The 16,818-nt window shown below is 39.9% G+C and carries 18 protein-coding genes; 10 read left to right on the top strand and 8 right to left on the bottom strand.

Annotation, left to right across the window (positions count from 1 at the left end; translation table 11 throughout):
• The first annotated feature begins 165 nt into the window (after positions 1-165).
• The 5 genes from IEV27_RS06755 to IEV27_RS06735 all read left to right on the top strand — a co-directional run bounded on the left by IEV27_RS06755 (position 166) and on the right by IEV27_RS06735 (position 6,248).
• On the top strand, positions 166-1,404 hold the full coding sequence (locus tag IEV27_RS06755; RefSeq protein ID WP_188376663.1) for a metallophosphoesterase family protein: 1,239 nt from the start codon (positions 166-168) through the stop codon (positions 1,402-1,404).
• On the top strand, positions 1,405-4,287 hold the full coding sequence (locus tag IEV27_RS06750; protein ID WP_188376662.1) for an ATP-binding protein: 2,883 nt from the start codon (positions 1,405-1,407) through the stop codon (positions 4,285-4,287).
• Positions 4,288-4,359: 72 nt separating this feature from the next.
• Positions 4,360-4,932, top strand: coding sequence for a GbsR/MarR family transcriptional regulator (locus IEV27_RS06745; RefSeq protein WP_229734864.1), 573 nt, complete (start codon positions 4,360-4,362; stop codon positions 4,930-4,932).
• Positions 4,933-5,024: 92 nt separating this feature from the next.
• Positions 5,025-5,972 carry a 3'-5' exoribonuclease YhaM gene (yhaM, locus tag IEV27_RS06740; RefSeq protein ID WP_188376660.1) on the top strand — a complete coding sequence of 316 codons (948 nt, stop codon included), beginning with the start codon at positions 5,025-5,027 and terminating at the stop codon, positions 5,970-5,972.
• 69 nt (positions 5,973-6,041) lie between these two features.
• On the top strand, positions 6,042-6,248 hold the full coding sequence (locus tag IEV27_RS06735) for a sporulation YhaL family protein (protein ID WP_245345293.1): 207 nt from the start codon (positions 6,042-6,044) through the stop codon (positions 6,246-6,248).
• A 534-nt stretch (positions 6,249-6,782) separates the two neighbouring features.
• On the opposite strand, the gene IEV27_RS06730 is transcribed toward IEV27_RS06735, so the two are convergent.
• A complete protein-coding gene (locus IEV27_RS06730; protein WP_188376659.1) occupies positions 6,783-7,721 on the bottom strand; it encodes a peptidylprolyl isomerase in 939 nt (312 codons plus the stop codon).
• Positions 7,722-7,987: 266 nt separating this feature from the next.
• On the opposite strand from IEV27_RS06730, the gene IEV27_RS06725 reads away from it, so the two are divergent.
• The gene (locus IEV27_RS06725) at positions 7,988-8,071 is read left to right on the top strand and encodes a YjcZ family sporulation protein (RefSeq protein WP_101844812.1); all 84 of its coding nucleotides are present in this window, start codon (positions 7,988-7,990) and stop codon (positions 8,069-8,071) included.
• Positions 8,072-8,114: 43 nt separating this feature from the next.
• Here the strand turns inward: IEV27_RS06725 and IEV27_RS19810 are convergent, their stop codons facing one another.
• The 4 genes from IEV27_RS19810 to IEV27_RS06710 form a co-directional block, all read right to left on the bottom strand.
• On the bottom strand, positions 8,115-8,300 hold the full coding sequence (locus IEV27_RS19810; protein WP_229734965.1) for a hypothetical protein: 186 nt from the start codon (positions 8,298-8,300) through the stop codon (positions 8,115-8,117).
• A gap of 112 nt (positions 8,301-8,412) precedes the next feature.
• On the bottom strand, positions 8,413-8,961 hold the full coding sequence (locus IEV27_RS06720) for a DUF3267 domain-containing protein (protein ID WP_188376658.1): 549 nt from the start codon (positions 8,959-8,961) through the stop codon (positions 8,413-8,415).
• Positions 8,962-9,351: 390 nt separating this feature from the next.
• Positions 9,352-9,930 (bottom strand): HTH-type transcriptional regulator Hpr, encoded by a 579-nt coding sequence (locus IEV27_RS06715; protein WP_188376657.1) that lies wholly within the window; start codon positions 9,928-9,930, stop codon positions 9,352-9,354.
• Between the two features lie 207 nt (positions 9,931-10,137).
• The gene (locus IEV27_RS06710) at positions 10,138-10,623 is read right to left on the bottom strand and encodes a GbsR/MarR family transcriptional regulator (protein ID WP_188376656.1); all 486 of its coding nucleotides are present in this window, start codon (positions 10,621-10,623) and stop codon (positions 10,138-10,140) included.
• Between the two features lie 271 nt (positions 10,624-10,894).
• On the opposite strand from IEV27_RS06710, the gene IEV27_RS06705 reads away from it, so the two are divergent.
• Together IEV27_RS06705 and IEV27_RS06700 are read left to right on the top strand one after the other, a co-directional pair.
• Positions 10,895-12,097, top strand: a complete 1,203-nt coding sequence (locus IEV27_RS06705; protein ID WP_188376655.1) for a quaternary amine ABC transporter ATP-binding protein — start codon at positions 10,895-10,897, stop codon at positions 12,095-12,097.
• On the top strand, positions 12,081-12,932 hold the full coding sequence (locus tag IEV27_RS06700; protein WP_188376654.1) for an ABC transporter permease: 852 nt from the start codon (positions 12,081-12,083) through the stop codon (positions 12,930-12,932). The genes IEV27_RS06705 and IEV27_RS06700 overlap by 17 nt, the downstream gene beginning before the upstream one ends.
• Before the next feature lie 162 nt (positions 12,933-13,094).
• On the opposite strand, the gene IEV27_RS06695 is transcribed toward IEV27_RS06700, so the two are convergent.
• The 3 genes from IEV27_RS06695 to IEV27_RS06685 all read right to left on the bottom strand — a co-directional run bounded on the left by IEV27_RS06695 (position 13,095) and on the right by IEV27_RS06685 (position 14,708).
• Positions 13,095-13,496, bottom strand: a complete 402-nt coding sequence (locus tag IEV27_RS06695; protein WP_188376653.1) for a YtxH domain-containing protein — start codon at positions 13,494-13,496, stop codon at positions 13,095-13,097.
• Between the two features lie 140 nt (positions 13,497-13,636).
• Positions 13,637-14,161, bottom strand: coding sequence for a tryptophan transporter (locus tag IEV27_RS06690; protein ID WP_188376652.1), 525 nt, complete (start codon positions 14,159-14,161; stop codon positions 13,637-13,639).
• Positions 14,162-14,276: 115 nt separating this feature from the next.
• Positions 14,277-14,708: an HIT family protein gene (locus tag IEV27_RS06685; protein WP_188376651.1), complete on the bottom strand. Its 432-nt coding sequence runs from the start codon at positions 14,706-14,708 to the stop codon at positions 14,277-14,279.
• A 152-nt stretch (positions 14,709-14,860) separates the two neighbouring features.
• Here IEV27_RS06685 and IEV27_RS06680 point away from each other — a divergent pair, with 152 nt between their 5' ends.
• Both IEV27_RS06680 and IEV27_RS06675 read left to right on the top strand, forming a co-directional pair.
• Positions 14,861-15,604: an ABC transporter ATP-binding protein gene (locus IEV27_RS06680; RefSeq protein ID WP_188376650.1), complete on the top strand. Its 744-nt coding sequence runs from the start codon at positions 14,861-14,863 to the stop codon at positions 15,602-15,604.
• Positions 15,597-16,811, top strand: coding sequence for an ABC transporter permease (locus IEV27_RS06675; RefSeq protein WP_188376649.1), 1,215 nt, complete (start codon positions 15,597-15,599; stop codon positions 16,809-16,811). Before IEV27_RS06680 ends, IEV27_RS06675 begins: the two co-directional genes overlap by 8 nt.
• The last annotated feature ends 7 nt before the right edge of the window (positions 16,812-16,818 follow it).

The following is a 16,818-nucleotide window of genomic DNA, read 5'->3' as shown; positions in this document are numbered from 1 at the left end:
AGAGCATGACAGGTAAGACCCCGGAGGACGATTTTACAGAGCCTTTTTATAAAAAAATAGCAACAGTGAAATTTAACAAACCCTTTGGGGAAGGATCGTACGTTCGTATGATGTTCACTGAAGCCATTCTCGTGCTAAACTATAGATAAAAAAGGGGAGGTTACCTTGGCATTGTTAAAGTTTATACATAGCGCAGACTTACATTTAGACAGCCCTTTTAAAGGAAAGAATCAACTTCCGGACAAGTTGAAAGAAAAACTGCGCACTTCCACCTTTAAAGCTTACGAACGCCTCATCCAACAAGCGATCCATCACCAGGTGGATTTTGTTTTGTTAGTGGGTGACTTATTTAATGAAGAAGTGAGAAGTTTAAAGGCGCAGGTAAAGCTGAGAGAAGGGTTTGACCGCCTGAAACAGTATGGGATTCAAGTGTATATTAGCTATGGAAATCATGATTATATAATGGGTGCCCACTATCCAATTGCCTATCCTGAAAATGTGCATATTTTTGAAGAGGAAGAAGTAAAAGTCCTCCCTTTTTATAAAGATCATACGTTGCTCGCTAACATTTATGGATTCAGTTATGAACAAAGAGCAGTAACGAAAAAGATGACCCCTTTTTATATGAAAGAAGGAGATGCCGCGTTTCATATTGGCATGCTGCACGGAAGTCTCGAGACGCAGACTGAGCATGATGTGTATGCTCCTTTCTCCATGCAGGACTTGTATAGAACGTCTATAGACTATTGGGCGCTTGGTCATATCCATAAGCGTCAAATTTTATCGGACGACCCTCCGGTTATTTATCCGGGTAATATTCAAGGACGTTCTCATAAAGAGAGTGGAGAGAAAGGGTGTTACCTAGTGGAATGGAAGGGAGAGGCGTTTAGCTATCAATTCCTCCCTCTTCACAGTTTTACTTACGAGCAAGTAACAGTAGAGTGTGATTCCATCACCCACGCTCAGCAGCTTGAGGAAGCGTTAGAACGTGCAAAAGCCATGCTTACTAGCGACGATGCCGTTATGCTGAAAGTGATGATTAAAAGCAGTCATGGCATGCTGAAAAAGTGGAAGGCGGCTGGGCTGGTTGATGAGTGGAGGGAGCTTGTTAATGATCGAGAAACGCTCGATGGTCCCTGGGTGTGGATCGATCAAGTGCAAATTGAAGATGTTTCTACTTGGAATGAAGAAGAATTAAGAAACAGCAGTCATTTCGCTGGCGAATTTTTAAGAAATTTGGACGAAATGACAGAGGATGAATTCTATGACTTTATAGGACCTTTATTCTCTCATCGCAGAGCTTCTAAATGGTTAGACCAACTAACTGATACAGACAAACGCGAATTGAAGGAAGCGGCGAAAGAAATGGTGCTTCAACAGATTGTGACAGGGGAGGAGGAGTAAATGAAGATTACGTCGTTACATATTTATGGATTTGGAAAATGGAAAGATCATTCCATTCGCTTATCCACCCATTCCCTTACCGTAATCACAGGAGCTAATGAAGCGGGCAAATCAACGCTTCAACAGTTCATTTTATTTATTTTTTTCGGGTTGCCCCCAAGAAAACGAGCATTTTATCAACCGAAAACCGGCGGTACGATAGGTGGTCGAATAACCGTTTATATGGAAGCATATGGAGAAATTATTATTGAGCGATTGGATGACCGAGATCAAGGAGAAGCCGTCTGCTGGCTTTCAAATGGGGAAAAGCGGGGCGAAGCATTTCTTAAGAAGATCATGGGAGGTCTTTCTAAGTCAGTCTATCAATCGATTTACAGCTTTAATGCAGAAGATCTAAGTAAACTTCAGCAGCTTACAGGCGAAGAACTTGGAGAAGTACTGTTAAATATTGGGCTGACAGGATCTGATCAAATTTATCAAACCGAGAAAAAGTTAGAGAAAGAGCTTAATGAGCAGTTTAAACCTAAAGGAAGAAACCCAAAGCTTAATCAAGAGTTACTTCATTTAGAGAAAGTAGCGTTAAAGCGAAACAATATGGAGAAGGAAGTCGGCGATTATCAGCTTATTTTAGAGAAGTTGACGAAGCTCGATGAGAATATTGAGGAAGTGGGAATAGAAAGGGAAAAGCTAAGCCGTTTATATTACAGCTATCAGCAAATGAAAAAAGCCCTGCCGGTTGTACAGCAATATCATCAGCTCGTAATTGAAGAGGGGGAGGACGCTGTCCCTGAAAATGCTCGGATGTCCATGCGTGAATATGAGGACGCGTTATTACCGCTTCAAAGTGAATGGAGAACGGTACGTGATCACAAGTTGAATAAACAAGAGCGTTTAACGACGGTTGAGGAAGCCTTACATCCTTTTCCTCAGGAAGAGCTTCAGTCGCTCATTGATGAGAAGTTATCTTATCAGGAGCATGAGAAAGAAACAGCCCGGCTCGAACTTCAAATAAGCCGGGCGAATGAGGAAATGGAGCAAGAAATGAATCGATTGGATTTACCAATCCAAAAAAATGCTCTTTACGACTATGAGTTCCCGTTTTACCTTGAGGAAACATGGAGGTCACTAAAAGAAGAAGAGCAGCAGTTAGCTCAAGATAAAGCACAATTGAAGCAGGAGATCGAAACACTAGGAAATCAAGAAGACCAAACGCTTCAACAGCTGAAGAATCTAAAAGATACGACAATTAGTGAGGAGGAAGCGGTTGAACATTCAGAACTCGTTGACCGTTACATCCATGCGCACTCTTCACCATCCAAGCAAGCGAATACATCTACTGATCCTAAACGGACTTATGGCCTGGCTGCCCTGATATTCTTAGGGGGCATCGTGTTATCGCTTGTAACTTCTCAGTTTATTCCGACTGTCGTTGCACTGATATTTGCTATTGGTGTCATTGTGCTTGATAAAAATCAGCGTCCGACAGAAGAGGAAAAGAAAGCACCCTCTTCGATTACGAAGGAAATGTACATGAAAGCGAGACAAGAGCTCCAGCAATTTGAACAAGCAAAAGGAGAAGCCGTCTATCTTCATGAGCAGCAAAAAGAACATGAGCAAAGACGCAATCGATTAGACGATCGTAGAGAACGATTGGAACATATGAAAGAAGATTTTCGGAAACGGTGGGAAGAACAAATTCGAGATTATCCATTTTTAGAGTCAATGAAGCTTCTTCACTGGGAAAAGCTTTATCATTTGCTGAAACAACTAAAAGATAAGCAGCGAGAGATAGCTAAATGGCAAGAAGAAGCTGAAAAACACTCTCTGAAAATGGTAGAAATCGAAGAGAAGGTAAGCAGGTTTTTCGCAGAACAAAAGTGGGAACATAAGGAACAAACCATGCAGGAGAAATTTTTGGCAATTGAAAAGTTCATGAACGAACAAAAACAGTTCTTAGATGAGATGGTTCATCTTAAACAAGAGATGCATTTATTAGAGAAGCAGCAAAATCGACTGGAAGAGGAAATGGCTCCACTTCGTGACCAGCAGAATGAGCTGCTTGAAGCTGTCGGTGCTATAAACGTATCAGATTTCTATGAACGCCTTGATCGTTACGAAGAACAACAGCACCAGATCGAAAAGAAAAAGCAATTGAAGCAGCAAATTCAAATGATGCTTACGTTAAACGAGCAAGAAGGGTTTCGCGTGTGGACTTTACCTCCAACTGAGGCTGACATTGCCTTTGAAATGGAAAAGCAAGAAAGGGAAATGGATGATTCTCAGGTCCAAATAAAAAAACTTCAGCAGGAACGTGCTGATTACGAATATAAAAAGAATCAGCTTGAAAGCTCGGACGAACTTTCCCGTCTTACTCATCAGTTTGAACTGGATCGTGCGCGCTTTAATGAACGAGCGAAAGAGTGGGCAAGCTACAAAATAGCGCTGGACGTGCTGACGAAAACGAAAGAGATGTACCAAAATCAATACCTGCCACGCGTGTTTGAAATGGCTCAAAACTACTTTGATCAGGTCACCTTAGGGAAATATAAAAGCCTTCAACTTGATGAAGATCAGCAGAAAATTATGGTTCAAGATAGGAATGGGTTTTATTATTCGACCGATGAACTTTCCCGGGGGACAGCCGACCAGCTGTATGTGTGTATACGACTAGCTTTAGCTAAAACATTGTCTGAGGAATCAGCCATCCCCTTCCTCGTAGATGATGCCTTCGTCCATTTTGATGAAGCAAGACTGGCCATTATGCTTCAAATCATACAGGAGCTTTCAAAGAACAACCAGATCTTATTATTTACGTGGAGAGATGATATAGCCGAGCGTGTTGATCAAGGGACTGTAAATTTATTTCAGCTATCTAAAAGATAAGGTCGCAAACCTAAACTATTAATGATAAAATGTTTAAGATTAAAAACGACTGAGGGAATGGAGGGTGCCCCTTTGACAGAACAACTACCTAATCAAGAGTGGGAAAAATATCAAAATACAATCGAACAATTTATACAAGTAATCGCAAAAAATATGAATTTATATGGGGTTACGCCTTCCATTGGGCGGCTGTACGGGGTACTTTACTTTGCTGAGGAACCGATGACTTTAGATGATATGCGTGAAGCTCTTGAGATGAGTAAAACAAGCATGTCCACTGGTGTCCGTGCCTTATCTGACATGAAGATGGTTGAACCTTCTTTTAAAAAAGGAGTGCGCAAAGATTTATACAAATCGGAAGAAGACTGGTATAAATCGTTCACTTCATTGTTTGGAAGCCGATGGAAACATCATACGGAAACCAATATTGAAGAAGCCGATGAGACCATTTATGAACTGAATAAATTAAAGGAGCAGACAACAGACGAAGAGTTAAGGCAAAAGATTGATACCGATATCGAACGTCTTGTATATGCTCAGGATTACTACAGATGGCTTATGCGTTTTATTCACGTCGTCGAATCTGGTGAAATTTTTGAGTACGTTCCTAAGATTGAAGAGAATCGCACCAAGAGAAATGAATGATGAAAGACTGTTCTTTTTCTTTCCCAGCCAAAATGGTGAGGGATTGATGAAGGAACGGTCTTTTTTACAATGGGAAGAGGGGAGCCGGGTTTATGAAAAAAGGAATTTCAAACTATCAAATTGGGGAAACGTTTGATCATTTCTTACTTATTAAAACAGCAAGTAAAGGAGTGGCGAGTAATGGCAAGCCATTTCTATCATTATTATTAAAAGATACCACAGGAGAGATTGATGCGAAGCTGTGGGAATCCACTCCAGAAGATGAAGGGCTGTTTACGCCTGGAGAGCTTGTAAAAGTGGTAGGGGAAGTTGGTCAATTTAGAAATCGGGCCCAATTGAAAATACAAAGCATTCGACCGGTGCAGCCGACGGATGGGGTACAGGCAGCGGATTTCGTTGAAAAAGCGCCAGTAAATAAAGAGGACTTAATGGAAAAAGTGACAGAAGTCATTTTTGAAATGAAAAATCCTAATATTCAGCGAGTGACACGTCATTTTGTAAAGCATTACCAGGAGGACTTACTGACGTATCCAGCGGCGGTGAGAAATCATCATGAATATGTCTCTGGTCTCGCTCACCATATCGTTTCCATGTTAAATATCGCTCAGCAGTTAAAGGATCTATATCCAGATATTAATGCTGATTTACTGTATGCCGGGATTATATTGCACGACTTAGGCAAAATCAAAGAGTTGTCTAATGCAAGTTCACCATCCTATACACTAGAAGGAAAGCTAATAGGACATATTCCAATCATGGTGGAGGAAATAAGAAGTACAGCCAAAGAATTGCAAATAGACGGTGAAGAAATTACGATTCTCCAGCATATGATTTTAAGCCACCACGGTAAAGCAGAGTGGGGAAGCCCAAAACCACCTTTAGTCCGTGAGGCAGAGCTTTTGCACCAAATTGATAGGATCGATGCGCAGATGAATATGGTAAACCGTGCGTTAAAAAAGGTGAGCCCAGGAGAGTTTACTGAAAGAATTTATGCCCTCGATCAAAGGGCTTTCTATAAACCATCGTTTGAGGAATCCTAATCGTTCGTCATAACCTGGACGGCTTGTTCATAAACTTATTGTAAAAAGAATGGACAGGGAGGAAACAACATGATTTTAGGGCTTCCGGTATGGGTGTTTCTTTGTATTATATTTATTTTTCTAAGTGGGTATATGGCCTTTCGCGCGATGAAAGCAGAGCAGAAGATAGAACAGCAATTTATTGAAAAAGAAGGCAGGGTCTATTTAAGTCGAATGGAAGAAGAAAAAGAGAAGCGAAGTAAACAAAACGATCAATTAAGACAAAGAGCAAGGTAGACACTTGATGTCTCCCTTGCTCTTTGCAGCTTGTGAAGAAACCTTAGTTCTATTTTTTCACCTCGAGAGGGGAAACGTTTCTTGCATGAGGAAGAGGAAAGGGTTGTAGGAAACGACTGCCTTTTCCGGGGGCGAATGGTGTGCCTCCTCAGACTTGATCAGCCTTCAGGGGTCACACCTTATTCGTATATCCCCCAGGAGTGTCGCCGTTTCCTAAAATTCTTTATCGAAATTAATACCTGGAAACATTCTTAACTCAAGCTGTGCCTTCATGAAAACAAATTTTGCAACAGACCATTCATACTACGATGTTTCCACGATTTCACTTTGGTAAAAGGAACGGAAAATCTCCTGCGGGACGAGCCGAGGAGATTTTCCCTCTTGCCCCGCGGAAAGCGGCGCTTTTTTCCTTTCCTTTTCTTCATACCAATAGGAAGGAACCACCCTATAATATTCTATTAAATCCCTCTAAGCTTTTTCGACAGCCTGACAAAGAGCAAGGCAGACAAAGTGTCTGCCTTGCTCTTTATATTACTATTCTTCTGAGCCTTCTGCAGGTTCTTCCGCATCTTCCTCTGGCACTTCTGCTTCTGGGTCTTCTACAGGGGCTTCAGGCTGTTCAAATAGATCTTCATATTCTTCAATTTTTACGTCGATTTCCGCATCCTCTAGCAGCTGGTTCATTTGGTTTTGCATTTCTTGCTGGTCAACCTTTTGACTAACGAGGGTACGCTTGATCTCATCCTTGGAATCTTCATAGGATTCTACATCTTCTACTTCACGCTTGTCCGTCACTTTTATAATATGGTAGCCAAACTGTGTTTGTACTGGATCGCTGACTTCATCGACTTCTAGGTTGTAGGCCGCATCTTCAAAGTCAGAATCCATCGTACCAGGACCAAAGTATCCAAGCTCTCCACCTTGTTCAGCTGAACCGTCTGTAGAGTATTCACTAGCTAGATCAGCAAAGTCTTCTCCGTCGTCCAGCTTTCCTTTTACTTCATTTGCTGTTTCTTCATCTTCAACAAGGATATGACTGGCTTCTACTTCTGTTTTCATGCGATCATAGTAAGATTGCATTTCTTCTTCAGAAATGTCCACATTTTCAGCAGCTGCCTGCTCTTGTAATAGACTTAGACGAATCGTTTCTTTAAATTCCTCTTCATCTGAGAAACCACTTTGTTGAAGAACCATATCAAATTGTTCTCCGTATTGTTCTTTGAGACCTTCTAGTTCTTTTTCTACGTCTTCATCTGAGATTTCATAGTTATCGGCTAATACTTTATTTAAGACGAGTTGCTGAAGTACTTCTTCACCAGAAGCCTTTTTCAATTCCTCATAAAATTCTTCTTTGGTTACGTCTCCGCCATTTGTTTCGACTACAGCTTCAGCATCATCTTCTTCTGAACAAGCGGATAACACAATTAAACCTGAAGCAAGTAAAGCAGTAAGTATTCTTTTTTTCTTTTTCAATTGGTACACTCCTCAAGCATAAGATGGATTTATGGTATGTGAACAGACGTAGCACTTCGAAGGCTCAATCGTAGGGATCAAACCCCTTTCTTCGGAAAAAAGATCCTGCGAAGGAAGTTTTACGTAGTCCATAAACTAATATAACATATTTTGTCTTATCGGTTCTATACGGATTAAAAAAATAGGAAAATGGGTAGGTGACTGCCCATTCGAATTAAGAAGAGAAGGCATATTATGTGTTATGTCTTAAGCATGGGGGTGAAGATATGGGTTACGGATATGGTGGAGGCTTTGCGTTAATCGTAGTATTGTTTATTCTACTCATCATCGTAGGTGCAGCTTGGCTATAAGATGAAATGAAAAACAGGCTATGCACGAAGCATAGCCTGTCGCCTACATATGGTTGATCACATCTACGTAGGATGAAATCAACAAAATCGTTAGGAGTATATTGATCGTTCGAAATACTCGTGATTGTTTTTCACTAGACATTTTTGTTTTTAAACATAAGGAATGTGTAAGAGAATTGAATATGAAAAGAACGATGAGTCCGTATATGACAAACAATATTGCAACGATTGTGAAAACCTCCTTTATTCCCTATGAAACTACTTTATCAAATATTCTACGTATTGAACAGAAGAAAACCTTAAATAAAAACACAGGGCTCACTTTCATGAGCTCTGTGTTTTTAGATTTCTTGATTGCGTATCAGTATATCATAACCATCCTTGGCATTTTCGATTATACACTGACGAGGCGCTCTAATAAATTGATTTAAATAGAGGAAGTCGCTAAACGACAATCCAATATTTACTGAGGCAAGAATCACGAGATAAGCGAAATAGCCCGGAAATACGAAACTCATCACAAGCGCTGGAGTTGTAATGAAGAACGTCGGCGCCATAGCCATTAGAATGGATGTTCTTTTAGATAACTTTGACTTGCATTGATAAGAAAATGTTGGCGTTATTCGATTAACAACGGCAAAGTGTACCTTTACTTTTTTATACGTTAACAACAGCGGCAATATATGCATTAATCGATGGATCGACGGAAGGAACAATAAGATGACTACCAATGGAAGGAATCCGTGGTCCTTGACATCTTGTGTCCCATGCATAATGGAAAATGGCAAGTATAAAAATAGAAAGGACATCAGTCCTGTTAAGAACGACATAAGATAGACACGGTTAAGCCCGAATTCCTTGTTGATGTTTACTGTTTTCCAGCAATTCATCTTAGAATCCCCCTTTGCTGTAAAAAATACTGTGAAATATAGTTTATTTTCGAGTATGATAGGTAGTGCTGACGACTTCGAACACTAGATGAATGATAGTATGTTTTGAGGGAAAAAGCAATAGGTTTTTCGTAAAAAAACAAGTAGTTTTTTTAAGACACTTAAACATGCATGAGATCAACGTTTTTAAACACATAAGGAGAGAGGGAATGTGTCGAAAAATGACCTTTCAGAAGATTTGTCCTTTCGTATAGAATTGCTTTTAAATTTAGACATAGTAGACCAGTATACTTTTAAAGGCACTCATTAGGATTTAACTGGTCCTTTTATAAACTGGACGTCAGGGAATTATACATAAAAAAACCCTTCTCACTGAGAAGGGTGTGCGGTTTAAGATGATTTACTTGTTGTTGATTTGTAAGCTTCAATATGCGTAGGATTCTCCAAAATGTCTGTTTCATCTTCAATGTTTTCGAGGGATCGCTCAAGAATTTCCATGTATTCGTCGCCATAAATCTCTTTAATTAAGGCTGATAAATCTAGAAATTCCGGAAGTTTTCCGTACATTTCTGTCATCGGGAGTACACCGCGTAATACAGAATTATTATTCGGCTCATATTCCTTTAGAGTCTCCTCTAATAAATCTGTACCTTTTTCAGTTAATTCGATATACGTATTTCTCTTATCGTTTTCCCGCTTAGAAAATTGAAGCAGTCCTCGTTCTTCTAATTTCTTTGAAAAATTAAAAGCGGTAGAAACGTGCATCACGCCATACTTGGAGATCTCCGATATGCTGGCCCCTTTTAAATGATAAGCAATCCAAAGGATATGATGCTCATTTATATTTAATTTAAAGGGCTTGATCCAGTCCTGCCAATCCTTCTCGATAGCTTTCCAGAGTGCTTTAGACAACTGTGCCATTTTATGGCTATAAAAAATCGCATCCTGCTTGGAAATTTTATCCTTCATACATCTCACCTTTTCTAGGGTTTAAGTTCGTTCATAAAGCATTGTCGAATTCCCTCAAAGCAGAAATGATAGGTTCCTCGAAAACTATTACTTACTTCTTATTCTAGTAGAAAATATTTTTTTTTCAAGATATAATGTGCGACTATATTATTTTTATAAAATATTTTAAATTGTCTGATAAGGGTAAGTTTGATATAACAGGTGAGATTAGTTGGATTTAAAGTGTTTTTCAAAGGAATCTGTGATTTGCTTATGAAATTCAATCATTTGCGCCAACCGTTGATCCACAGGTTCGCTCCTTGAATCTTTATAATCATTTGGTAGTTCTTGTTTAATATTTTCTAACGTTTCTGTTTGGGCTGAAGCTGCATCGATCCAACGTTGAACATAAGAAAACATAAACTTCTTATAAAGCTGATCATTTGCTTCATAAAGATCCTTGCGAACTCCTTTTTTCCACACTCTTTCTACAAGACCCTGATCGATAAGATTTCGCATCCCTGTGCTTATAGCGGTTTTACTCTTACCTAACGCGTCACTTAATTCATCTAATGTCATAGGCTTCGCATGCAAATAAAGGCTGGTAAAAAGTCGGGAATCTGCGGGTGTCAGCCCAAACATTTCAAGTGTTTTTGAAAATTCATGGATAATCGTTATATGTAAATCCTCTAGTGTTTGGTTTTGTAATCCCATAAGATCCTCCTTCACGTTTAGCTATTCACACATTACTATATTTGGGAAATATAGAAAAATAGGATATTTGGTCGAATTTTAGAGAAAATAAGAGAAAAACAGAAGAAATAGGCTTCTTAACTCTGTACAGTTTAAACTGTATGTTATTTTTAAACTAAATTAATAGGATTTGTGGTTTGAACTTTATGTTACGAATAGGTTACAGTGTATAAGGTGTGTTGTTGAACGCGAAAATAGTTAAAATGAACGCTAACAAGAAGAGGTGAACGCAGTGCCAATTATCGAAGTGAAAAACTTATCTAAAATCTTTGGAAGGAATGCTAAAAAAGCCACAAAGTACTTGGATGAAGGTCTTTCAAAAGATGAAATTCTAGAGAAAACAGGAAATACGGTTGGAGTCAACCGTGCCTCCTTTAATGTAGAAGAAGGGGAGATTTTCGTTATTATGGGGCTTTCCGGAAGTGGTAAGTCGACGTTGGTTCGACTCATTAATCGGTTAATCGATCCTACGGAAGGAAGCGTCATGATTGATGGAAAAGACTTAGCTAAGATGGATAGTAAAGCTTTACGTAACGTACGTCGTGAAAAGCTGAGTATGGTTTTCCAACGCTTTGGGCTCTTTCCTCACCGTACAGTTCTAGAAAATGCAGAATTTGGGCTGGAAGTACAAGGCTTGGACAAGCAGGAAAGAAAAAAGAAAGCACAAGAATCACTTGAGTTGGTCGGATTAGGTGGGTACATTCACCAGTATCCTGGCCAGCTTTCAGGAGGAATGCAGCAGCGTGTGGGACTAGCGCGCGCGTTAGCCAATGATCCAGAAGTACTGCTGATGGATGAGGCTTTCTCTGCATTGGATCCATTAATTCGTAAAGAGATGCAGGATGAACTTCTTGAACTCCAGGAAACCATGAAGAAAACGATTCTGTTTATTACACACGACCTAGATGAAGCACTACGAATTGGGGATCGTATTGCCCTAATGAAAGACGGCCGTATCGTACAAATTGGTACACCTGAAGAAATTTTAGTCAATCCAGCCAACGAGTACGTTGAAAAGTTCGTAGAAGATGTAGATCGCGCGAAGGTTCTAACAGCTGAAAATGTCATGAAACGGCCTGAAACCGTAGACATTGAAAAGCATGGTCCTCGAACCGCGCTCGAAAGAATGCGTAAAGAAGGGCTTTCAAGTATTTACGTAACAGATGCTAAACGTAAGCTTCACGGCTATGTGACGGCTGATGATGTATCAGAAGCGGCTAAGCAGGAAATTAAAGAATTGAAATCGATCTTACGTACGGATGTTCCAAAAGTACAAAAAGATACAGCGATGAATGAAATTTTCACAATTATTCATGACTCTCCTGTACCTGTTGCCGTTGTCGAAGATGAAAAGTTAGTTGGGATTATTGTACGCGGTGCTGTTATAGCAGCATTAGCTGGAAATGAGGTGAACCTAAATGGAACTAATGCCTAAGCTTCCAGTGGCAGAGTGGATCTCTGATGCCACCGATTGGATTAAGACTACGTTTAGCGGTATATTTGATTTTATTAAAGATGATTTCGGTGATTTTATTGAGTTTTTCGCTGAAACTGTATTGATGTCTATTCCTATTTGGTTATTTATTACAGTCGTAGCTGTACTTGCCTTTTTCGTTTCCAAGAAACGATTGGGGTTACCTGTTTTTTCTATAGTGGGGTTATGGTTTATACAAAACCAAGAACTATGGACTGAGTTGATGAATACATTTACGCTCGTCATATTTGCTAGTTTGATTTCAGTCATTATTGGTGTACCTTTTGGGATATGGATGTCGAAAAGTAAACCCGTTGAGCAGATTCTTACCCCGGTACTCGATTTCATGCAGACGATGCCGGCATTCGTATATTTAATTCCTGCCGTTGCCTTCTTTAGTATCGGGATGGTACCAGGCGTATTTGCTTCCGTTATATTTGCAACACCGCCGACCGTTCGATTTACAAACTTGGGGATTAGACAAGTTTCTCATGAGCTCATTGAAGCTTCAGATGCTTTTGGTACGACTGGGACCCAAAAGTTATTTAAAGTTCAGCTGCCAATGGCGAAAAAGACGATTATGGCTGGTATTAACCAGACCGTCATGCTTTCGTTATCAATGGTAGTTATTGCTTCTATGATCGGTGCTAAAGGTTTAGGACAGACCGTAATTACAGGTCTTCAGCGTGCCGACGTAGGGACGGGATTTGTCGCAGGACTTGGTATTGTAATCCTGGCGATAATTATTGACCGCTTCGCGCAAAATTTAAATACCCAGCGTGGCGATCAAGCCTAACAAAATAAAACAGAAAAATCCGCCTCCAGATAGGAGGCGGATTTTTTTATGAAAAGGATGTTGTAAGTAATGCTGCATTTTTTATCACCGTGGGGATAAACGCAGCCATTAAAAAAGAGAATTCTCAGGTCCCTCACTCTGAAAACTCTCTTTGTATAGGTATTAGTGGCTCGGCTGAGTATCTTCGTCGACAGGGTCTGTATTCTGCTCAGCTTTTGCTTTTTCTTCTAACTCCTTTAAGCTTTCTTCGATTTGCTCTAAATATTTCTGGATGTTTTTCTGATGAGGTTCAACCGTGCGCTTCCAGCTTTCTACCGAGCTTTTTACGTCTTCTGAGAGTTCTTTAATGAGCTCAGCACCTTCTTTTGACGTTTGAGCAATTTGATCCTTTAGTTGTAATCCCTCTTCCTTCAGGCTTAAGATCGTGGTCTTTAGATTTTCACTTTTCAATCTAGCGTTTTCCCGGAAGTCTCGACCGGAAGATGGAGTATTGAGTAACGTGTAAGCAGCACTTGCAGCACCACCGATAATGATCCCTAAAACTAAAGATTTCGCATTTGCCATGAGAAAAACTCCTTTCAGAAACTATGACTATTTATTATTTTCTCTTAATATGTACGTTTAAAACCTAATAATTGAAATAAAACAGGCCGCTACAAATTCAAGTAGCGGCCTTGGGTGATGACTAAGACCACCTTTTTGCTTTAAACGCTCATAGATTGAGCTGGTGTTGTACGCTTGAGTATAGTTTGTGCCACTGGATAAATAATCACCATGGCTACCGTATTAATAATTGCTGTAGGCAATACAATCGTCACGAACATGGCTCCAAAGCTAGCTTCCATCATTCCGATTACAAAAAGCACACAGCTTAGAAATATAGTTCCGCTAATGAGCGTACCAACAGCTGTTAATACGGGTGCCGCTGCGTGCTTCAGCACGTTGCGCAAACTTAAAAACAGTGCAAAAAAGATGAACGCAGTAATGGGCTTATCAATTAAGTTTGCTAGTTGTCCTCCTGGTACCGTCGTAGTCAAAGCTGAAATCATACCAGTAGCTGCGGATAAAACCACGACGTACGGCAGTTTAGGAAACAGGATAATGCCTAAAAACATCATCGCGAGCATCATATCTGGACGCATTCCTAAGAAAAATGGCGGCAGGACAGCATGCAATACAGCACCCATTCCGACTAATAATGAAAGCATGACTAAAACACGTGTATTCATTTGTTTCTCTCTCCTCTTCTCTTCTAAACTCATCTATTTCACCTCAACCGTATCCTTATGACCGATTGCAGATGCATACATAATTATAGCAAAACCAGTTGATTTTACAAGTTGACTAGCTGATTTGGTCGTTAATTTCTTTAGCCATTGCTTGAAGGTCATCATTTGAGTAATCGTCCGAGTGCACGATCCAATTCGGTTCGAATCCATCATTTTCACCATAGCGAGGGATAAGGTGAATATGTAAATGGAATACAGATTGCCCAGCCGGCTCTTCGTTGTTGTTGAGGAGGTTCAATCCAATAGGTTGAAAAGCACTCTTGATAGCGTTGGCTACTTTAGGGATACGAGCGAACAAATTTTCAGCCACCTGTTCATTTGTTGAATAAATATCTTTTGTATGCGTCTTTGGAATAACGAGAGTATGTCCTTTTGTTACTTGGCTGATATCAAGGAACGCATACACGTCTTCGTCTTCATATACTTTAGCTGATGGGATATCTCCGTTAATAATCTTACAAAAAATACAGTTGCTGTCATGAGTCATTTTCCGTCACTCCTTACATGAATGTTTGTATAATTGTATCATAAAAAGAATATATTTCTCGATTGAAAGTCTTCTATGGCGTTTAAGTGCCACGCTCATCAGATTATGATAAAATTTTATTAGAAAGAAGTATGCGAGAAAGAGGGATCGATTTGAACTCATTATTACATATAGAAGATTTGCATGGAGGATACACTCATAAGAATGTGCTGCACGGGATTTCGTTTGATGTTTTTCCTAATGAAATAGTAGGTTTAATAGGATTAAATGGAGCAGGGAAGAGTACGACGATTAAACACGTGATCGGAATGATGCAGGCGAAAAAAGGAAAGGTGGCTATTAATGGGACGACATTTGATGAAAATCCCGAAGGCTATCGCCAGCAGCTCGGCTATATTCCGGAAGTTCCCATTCTATATGATGAACTTACGTTGTACGAACATCTTCACTTAACGGCGATGGCTTACAATATTTCTGAAGAAACGTTTAAGAAGAGACTTGATCCACTGCTCAAAGAATTTCGTTTGTCTAAAAAGCTGAACTGGTTTCCTGTTCACTTTTCTAAAGGTATGAGACAAAAGGTGATGATCATGTGTGCATTCTTAATTGAGCCAGATCTCTACATTGTCGACGAGCCATTTGTCGGGTTAGACCCTTTAGGCATTCAATCCTACTTGGAACTCATGGAGGAAATGAAGGAGAAGGGAGCGGGCATTCTCATGTCTACACATATATTGGCGACGGCCGAAAAGTACTGTGACCGTTTTGTCATTTTGCACGATGGTGAAATCCGTGCCCTCGGTACACTAGAGGAGCTGCGCCAATCATTTGGAAAGCCGCGTGCCTCGTTAGATGATATTTATATACAGTTAACAAAGGAAGACGCCGATGATTAATGCAAAAGAATTGTGGAGCCAGCGTTTTCAGGCTCATATTAAAGAAACCAGCCGGTACTTAAAATATATTTTTAACGGCCATATTGCGATCGCTATGTTCTTTTTTATCTCAGCACTTGCCTATTACTATCAAAGGTGGCTGATGGAGCTTCCGGAAAACTTTCCTACTGCTTGGGTTGTAGGTATTGTTTTTGGACTAGCCGCCAGCTACAGTCCTGTTCGAACTTTATTAAAGGAACCTGATTTAGTGTTTCTCTTACCTGCTGAGCACCAGTTAAAGGATTATTTTAAGCGATGCTTAGGATACAGCTTTGTCATCCAGCTTTATTTGATCTTTCTTGTCGTCGCAGCTCTCGGACCGCTTTATTTTGAATCCTATCCCGAATTAGGGATGAGCCACTATCTTTACATGCTTGTCGGATTGCTCGTCGTTAAAGCGTTGAACATGTTTGCGAATTGGTGGATGTTAAAAGAGAGAAACCCAACGATTCGTTTGACTGATCAAGCGATCAGAACCTTACTGACTATTTGCTTGTTTTTTTTCTTTGCTGAAAATGAACTTTTATTTGTCGGTATTGTTACTCTCATTCTTGTCGTTTTAGTGATTTATATTTTCCAATACTCAAGTAAAAAGGCCGGTCTCGTCTTTGATTTGCTAGTTCTTAAGGATCGAGCTAGAATGCGAACCTTTTACCGGATTGCCAACATGTTTACGGATGTGCCCCATTTACGAAATACAGTAAAGAAACGACATGCGCTTGTACGGTTATTGACCGCTTCCATTCATTATCGTCAGAATGAGACGTTCACGTATTTGTATCGGATTACGTTTATCCGAAGCAGTGATTATTTAGGGATGTACTTTCGGTTAATTGGGATCGGTGGTCTTGCGGTTTGGTTTGTCCCTAATCTATGGGTGAAGATTGCATTCGCGATTCTTTTCCTTTACTTAAGTGCTTTTCAAATGATGTCGCTTTGGAATCATCACCGAATTATTGTGTGGCTCGATTTATATCCTGTAAAAAAAGAGTGGAAGCAGCAAGCGATGCTTACCTTTTTAAAGCAGCTGATGCTTTTTCAAACCATATTATTTACGTTGTTATTCTTAATTCAGTGGAATTTGTCAGGTGTGCTCATCGTGGCGGCAGGTGGTACGTTGTTCACCTATATCTTTATTCAAAGCTACGTGAAACCACGTCTTATGTAAGTCATAT

Source organism: Halobacillus andaensis (genome assembly GCF_014636475.1).
Lineage (GTDB): Bacteria > Bacillota > Bacilli > Bacillales > Halobacillaceae > Halobacillus_A > Halobacillus_A andaensis.
This window is presented reverse-complemented; position numbering and strand designations above follow the sequence as displayed.

Coding starts and splice junctions, on each gene's coding strand:
- IEV27_RS06750 (WP_188376662.1), top strand. CDS start 1,405: ATGAAGATTACGTCGTTACATATTTATGGATTTGGAAAATGGAAAGAT.
- yhaM (WP_188376660.1), top strand. CDS start 5,025: ATGAAAAAAGGAATTTCAAACTATCAAATTGGGGAAACGTTTGATCAT.
- IEV27_RS06735 (WP_245345293.1), top strand. CDS start 6,042: ATGATTTTAGGGCTTCCGGTATGGGTGTTTCTTTGTATTATATTTATT.
- IEV27_RS06725 (WP_101844812.1), top strand. CDS start 7,988: ATGGGTTACGGATATGGTGGAGGCTTTGCGTTAATCGTAGTATTGTTT.
- IEV27_RS06720 (WP_188376658.1), bottom strand. CDS start 8,961: ATGAATTGCTGGAAAACAGTAAACATCAACAAGGAATTCGGGCTTAAC.
- IEV27_RS06715 (WP_188376657.1), bottom strand. CDS start 9,930: ATGAAGGATAAAATTTCCAAGCAGGATGCGATTTTTTATAGCCATAAA.
- IEV27_RS06710 (WP_188376656.1), bottom strand. CDS start 10,623: ATGGGATTACAAAACCAAACACTAGAGGATTTACATATAACGATTATC.
- IEV27_RS06700 (WP_188376654.1), top strand. CDS start 12,081: ATGGAACTAATGCCTAAGCTTCCAGTGGCAGAGTGGATCTCTGATGCC.
- IEV27_RS06695 (WP_188376653.1), bottom strand. CDS start 13,496: ATGGCAAATGCGAAATCTTTAGTTTTAGGGATCATTATCGGTGGTGCT.
- IEV27_RS06690 (WP_188376652.1), bottom strand. CDS start 14,161: ATGAATACACGTGTTTTAGTCATGCTTTCATTATTAGTCGGAATGGGT.
- IEV27_RS06685 (WP_188376651.1), bottom strand. CDS start 14,708: ATGACTCATGACAGCAACTGTATTTTTTGTAAGATTATTAACGGAGAT.
- IEV27_RS06675 (WP_188376649.1), top strand. CDS start 15,597: ATGATTAATGCAAAAGAATTGTGGAGCCAGCGTTTTCAGGCTCATATT.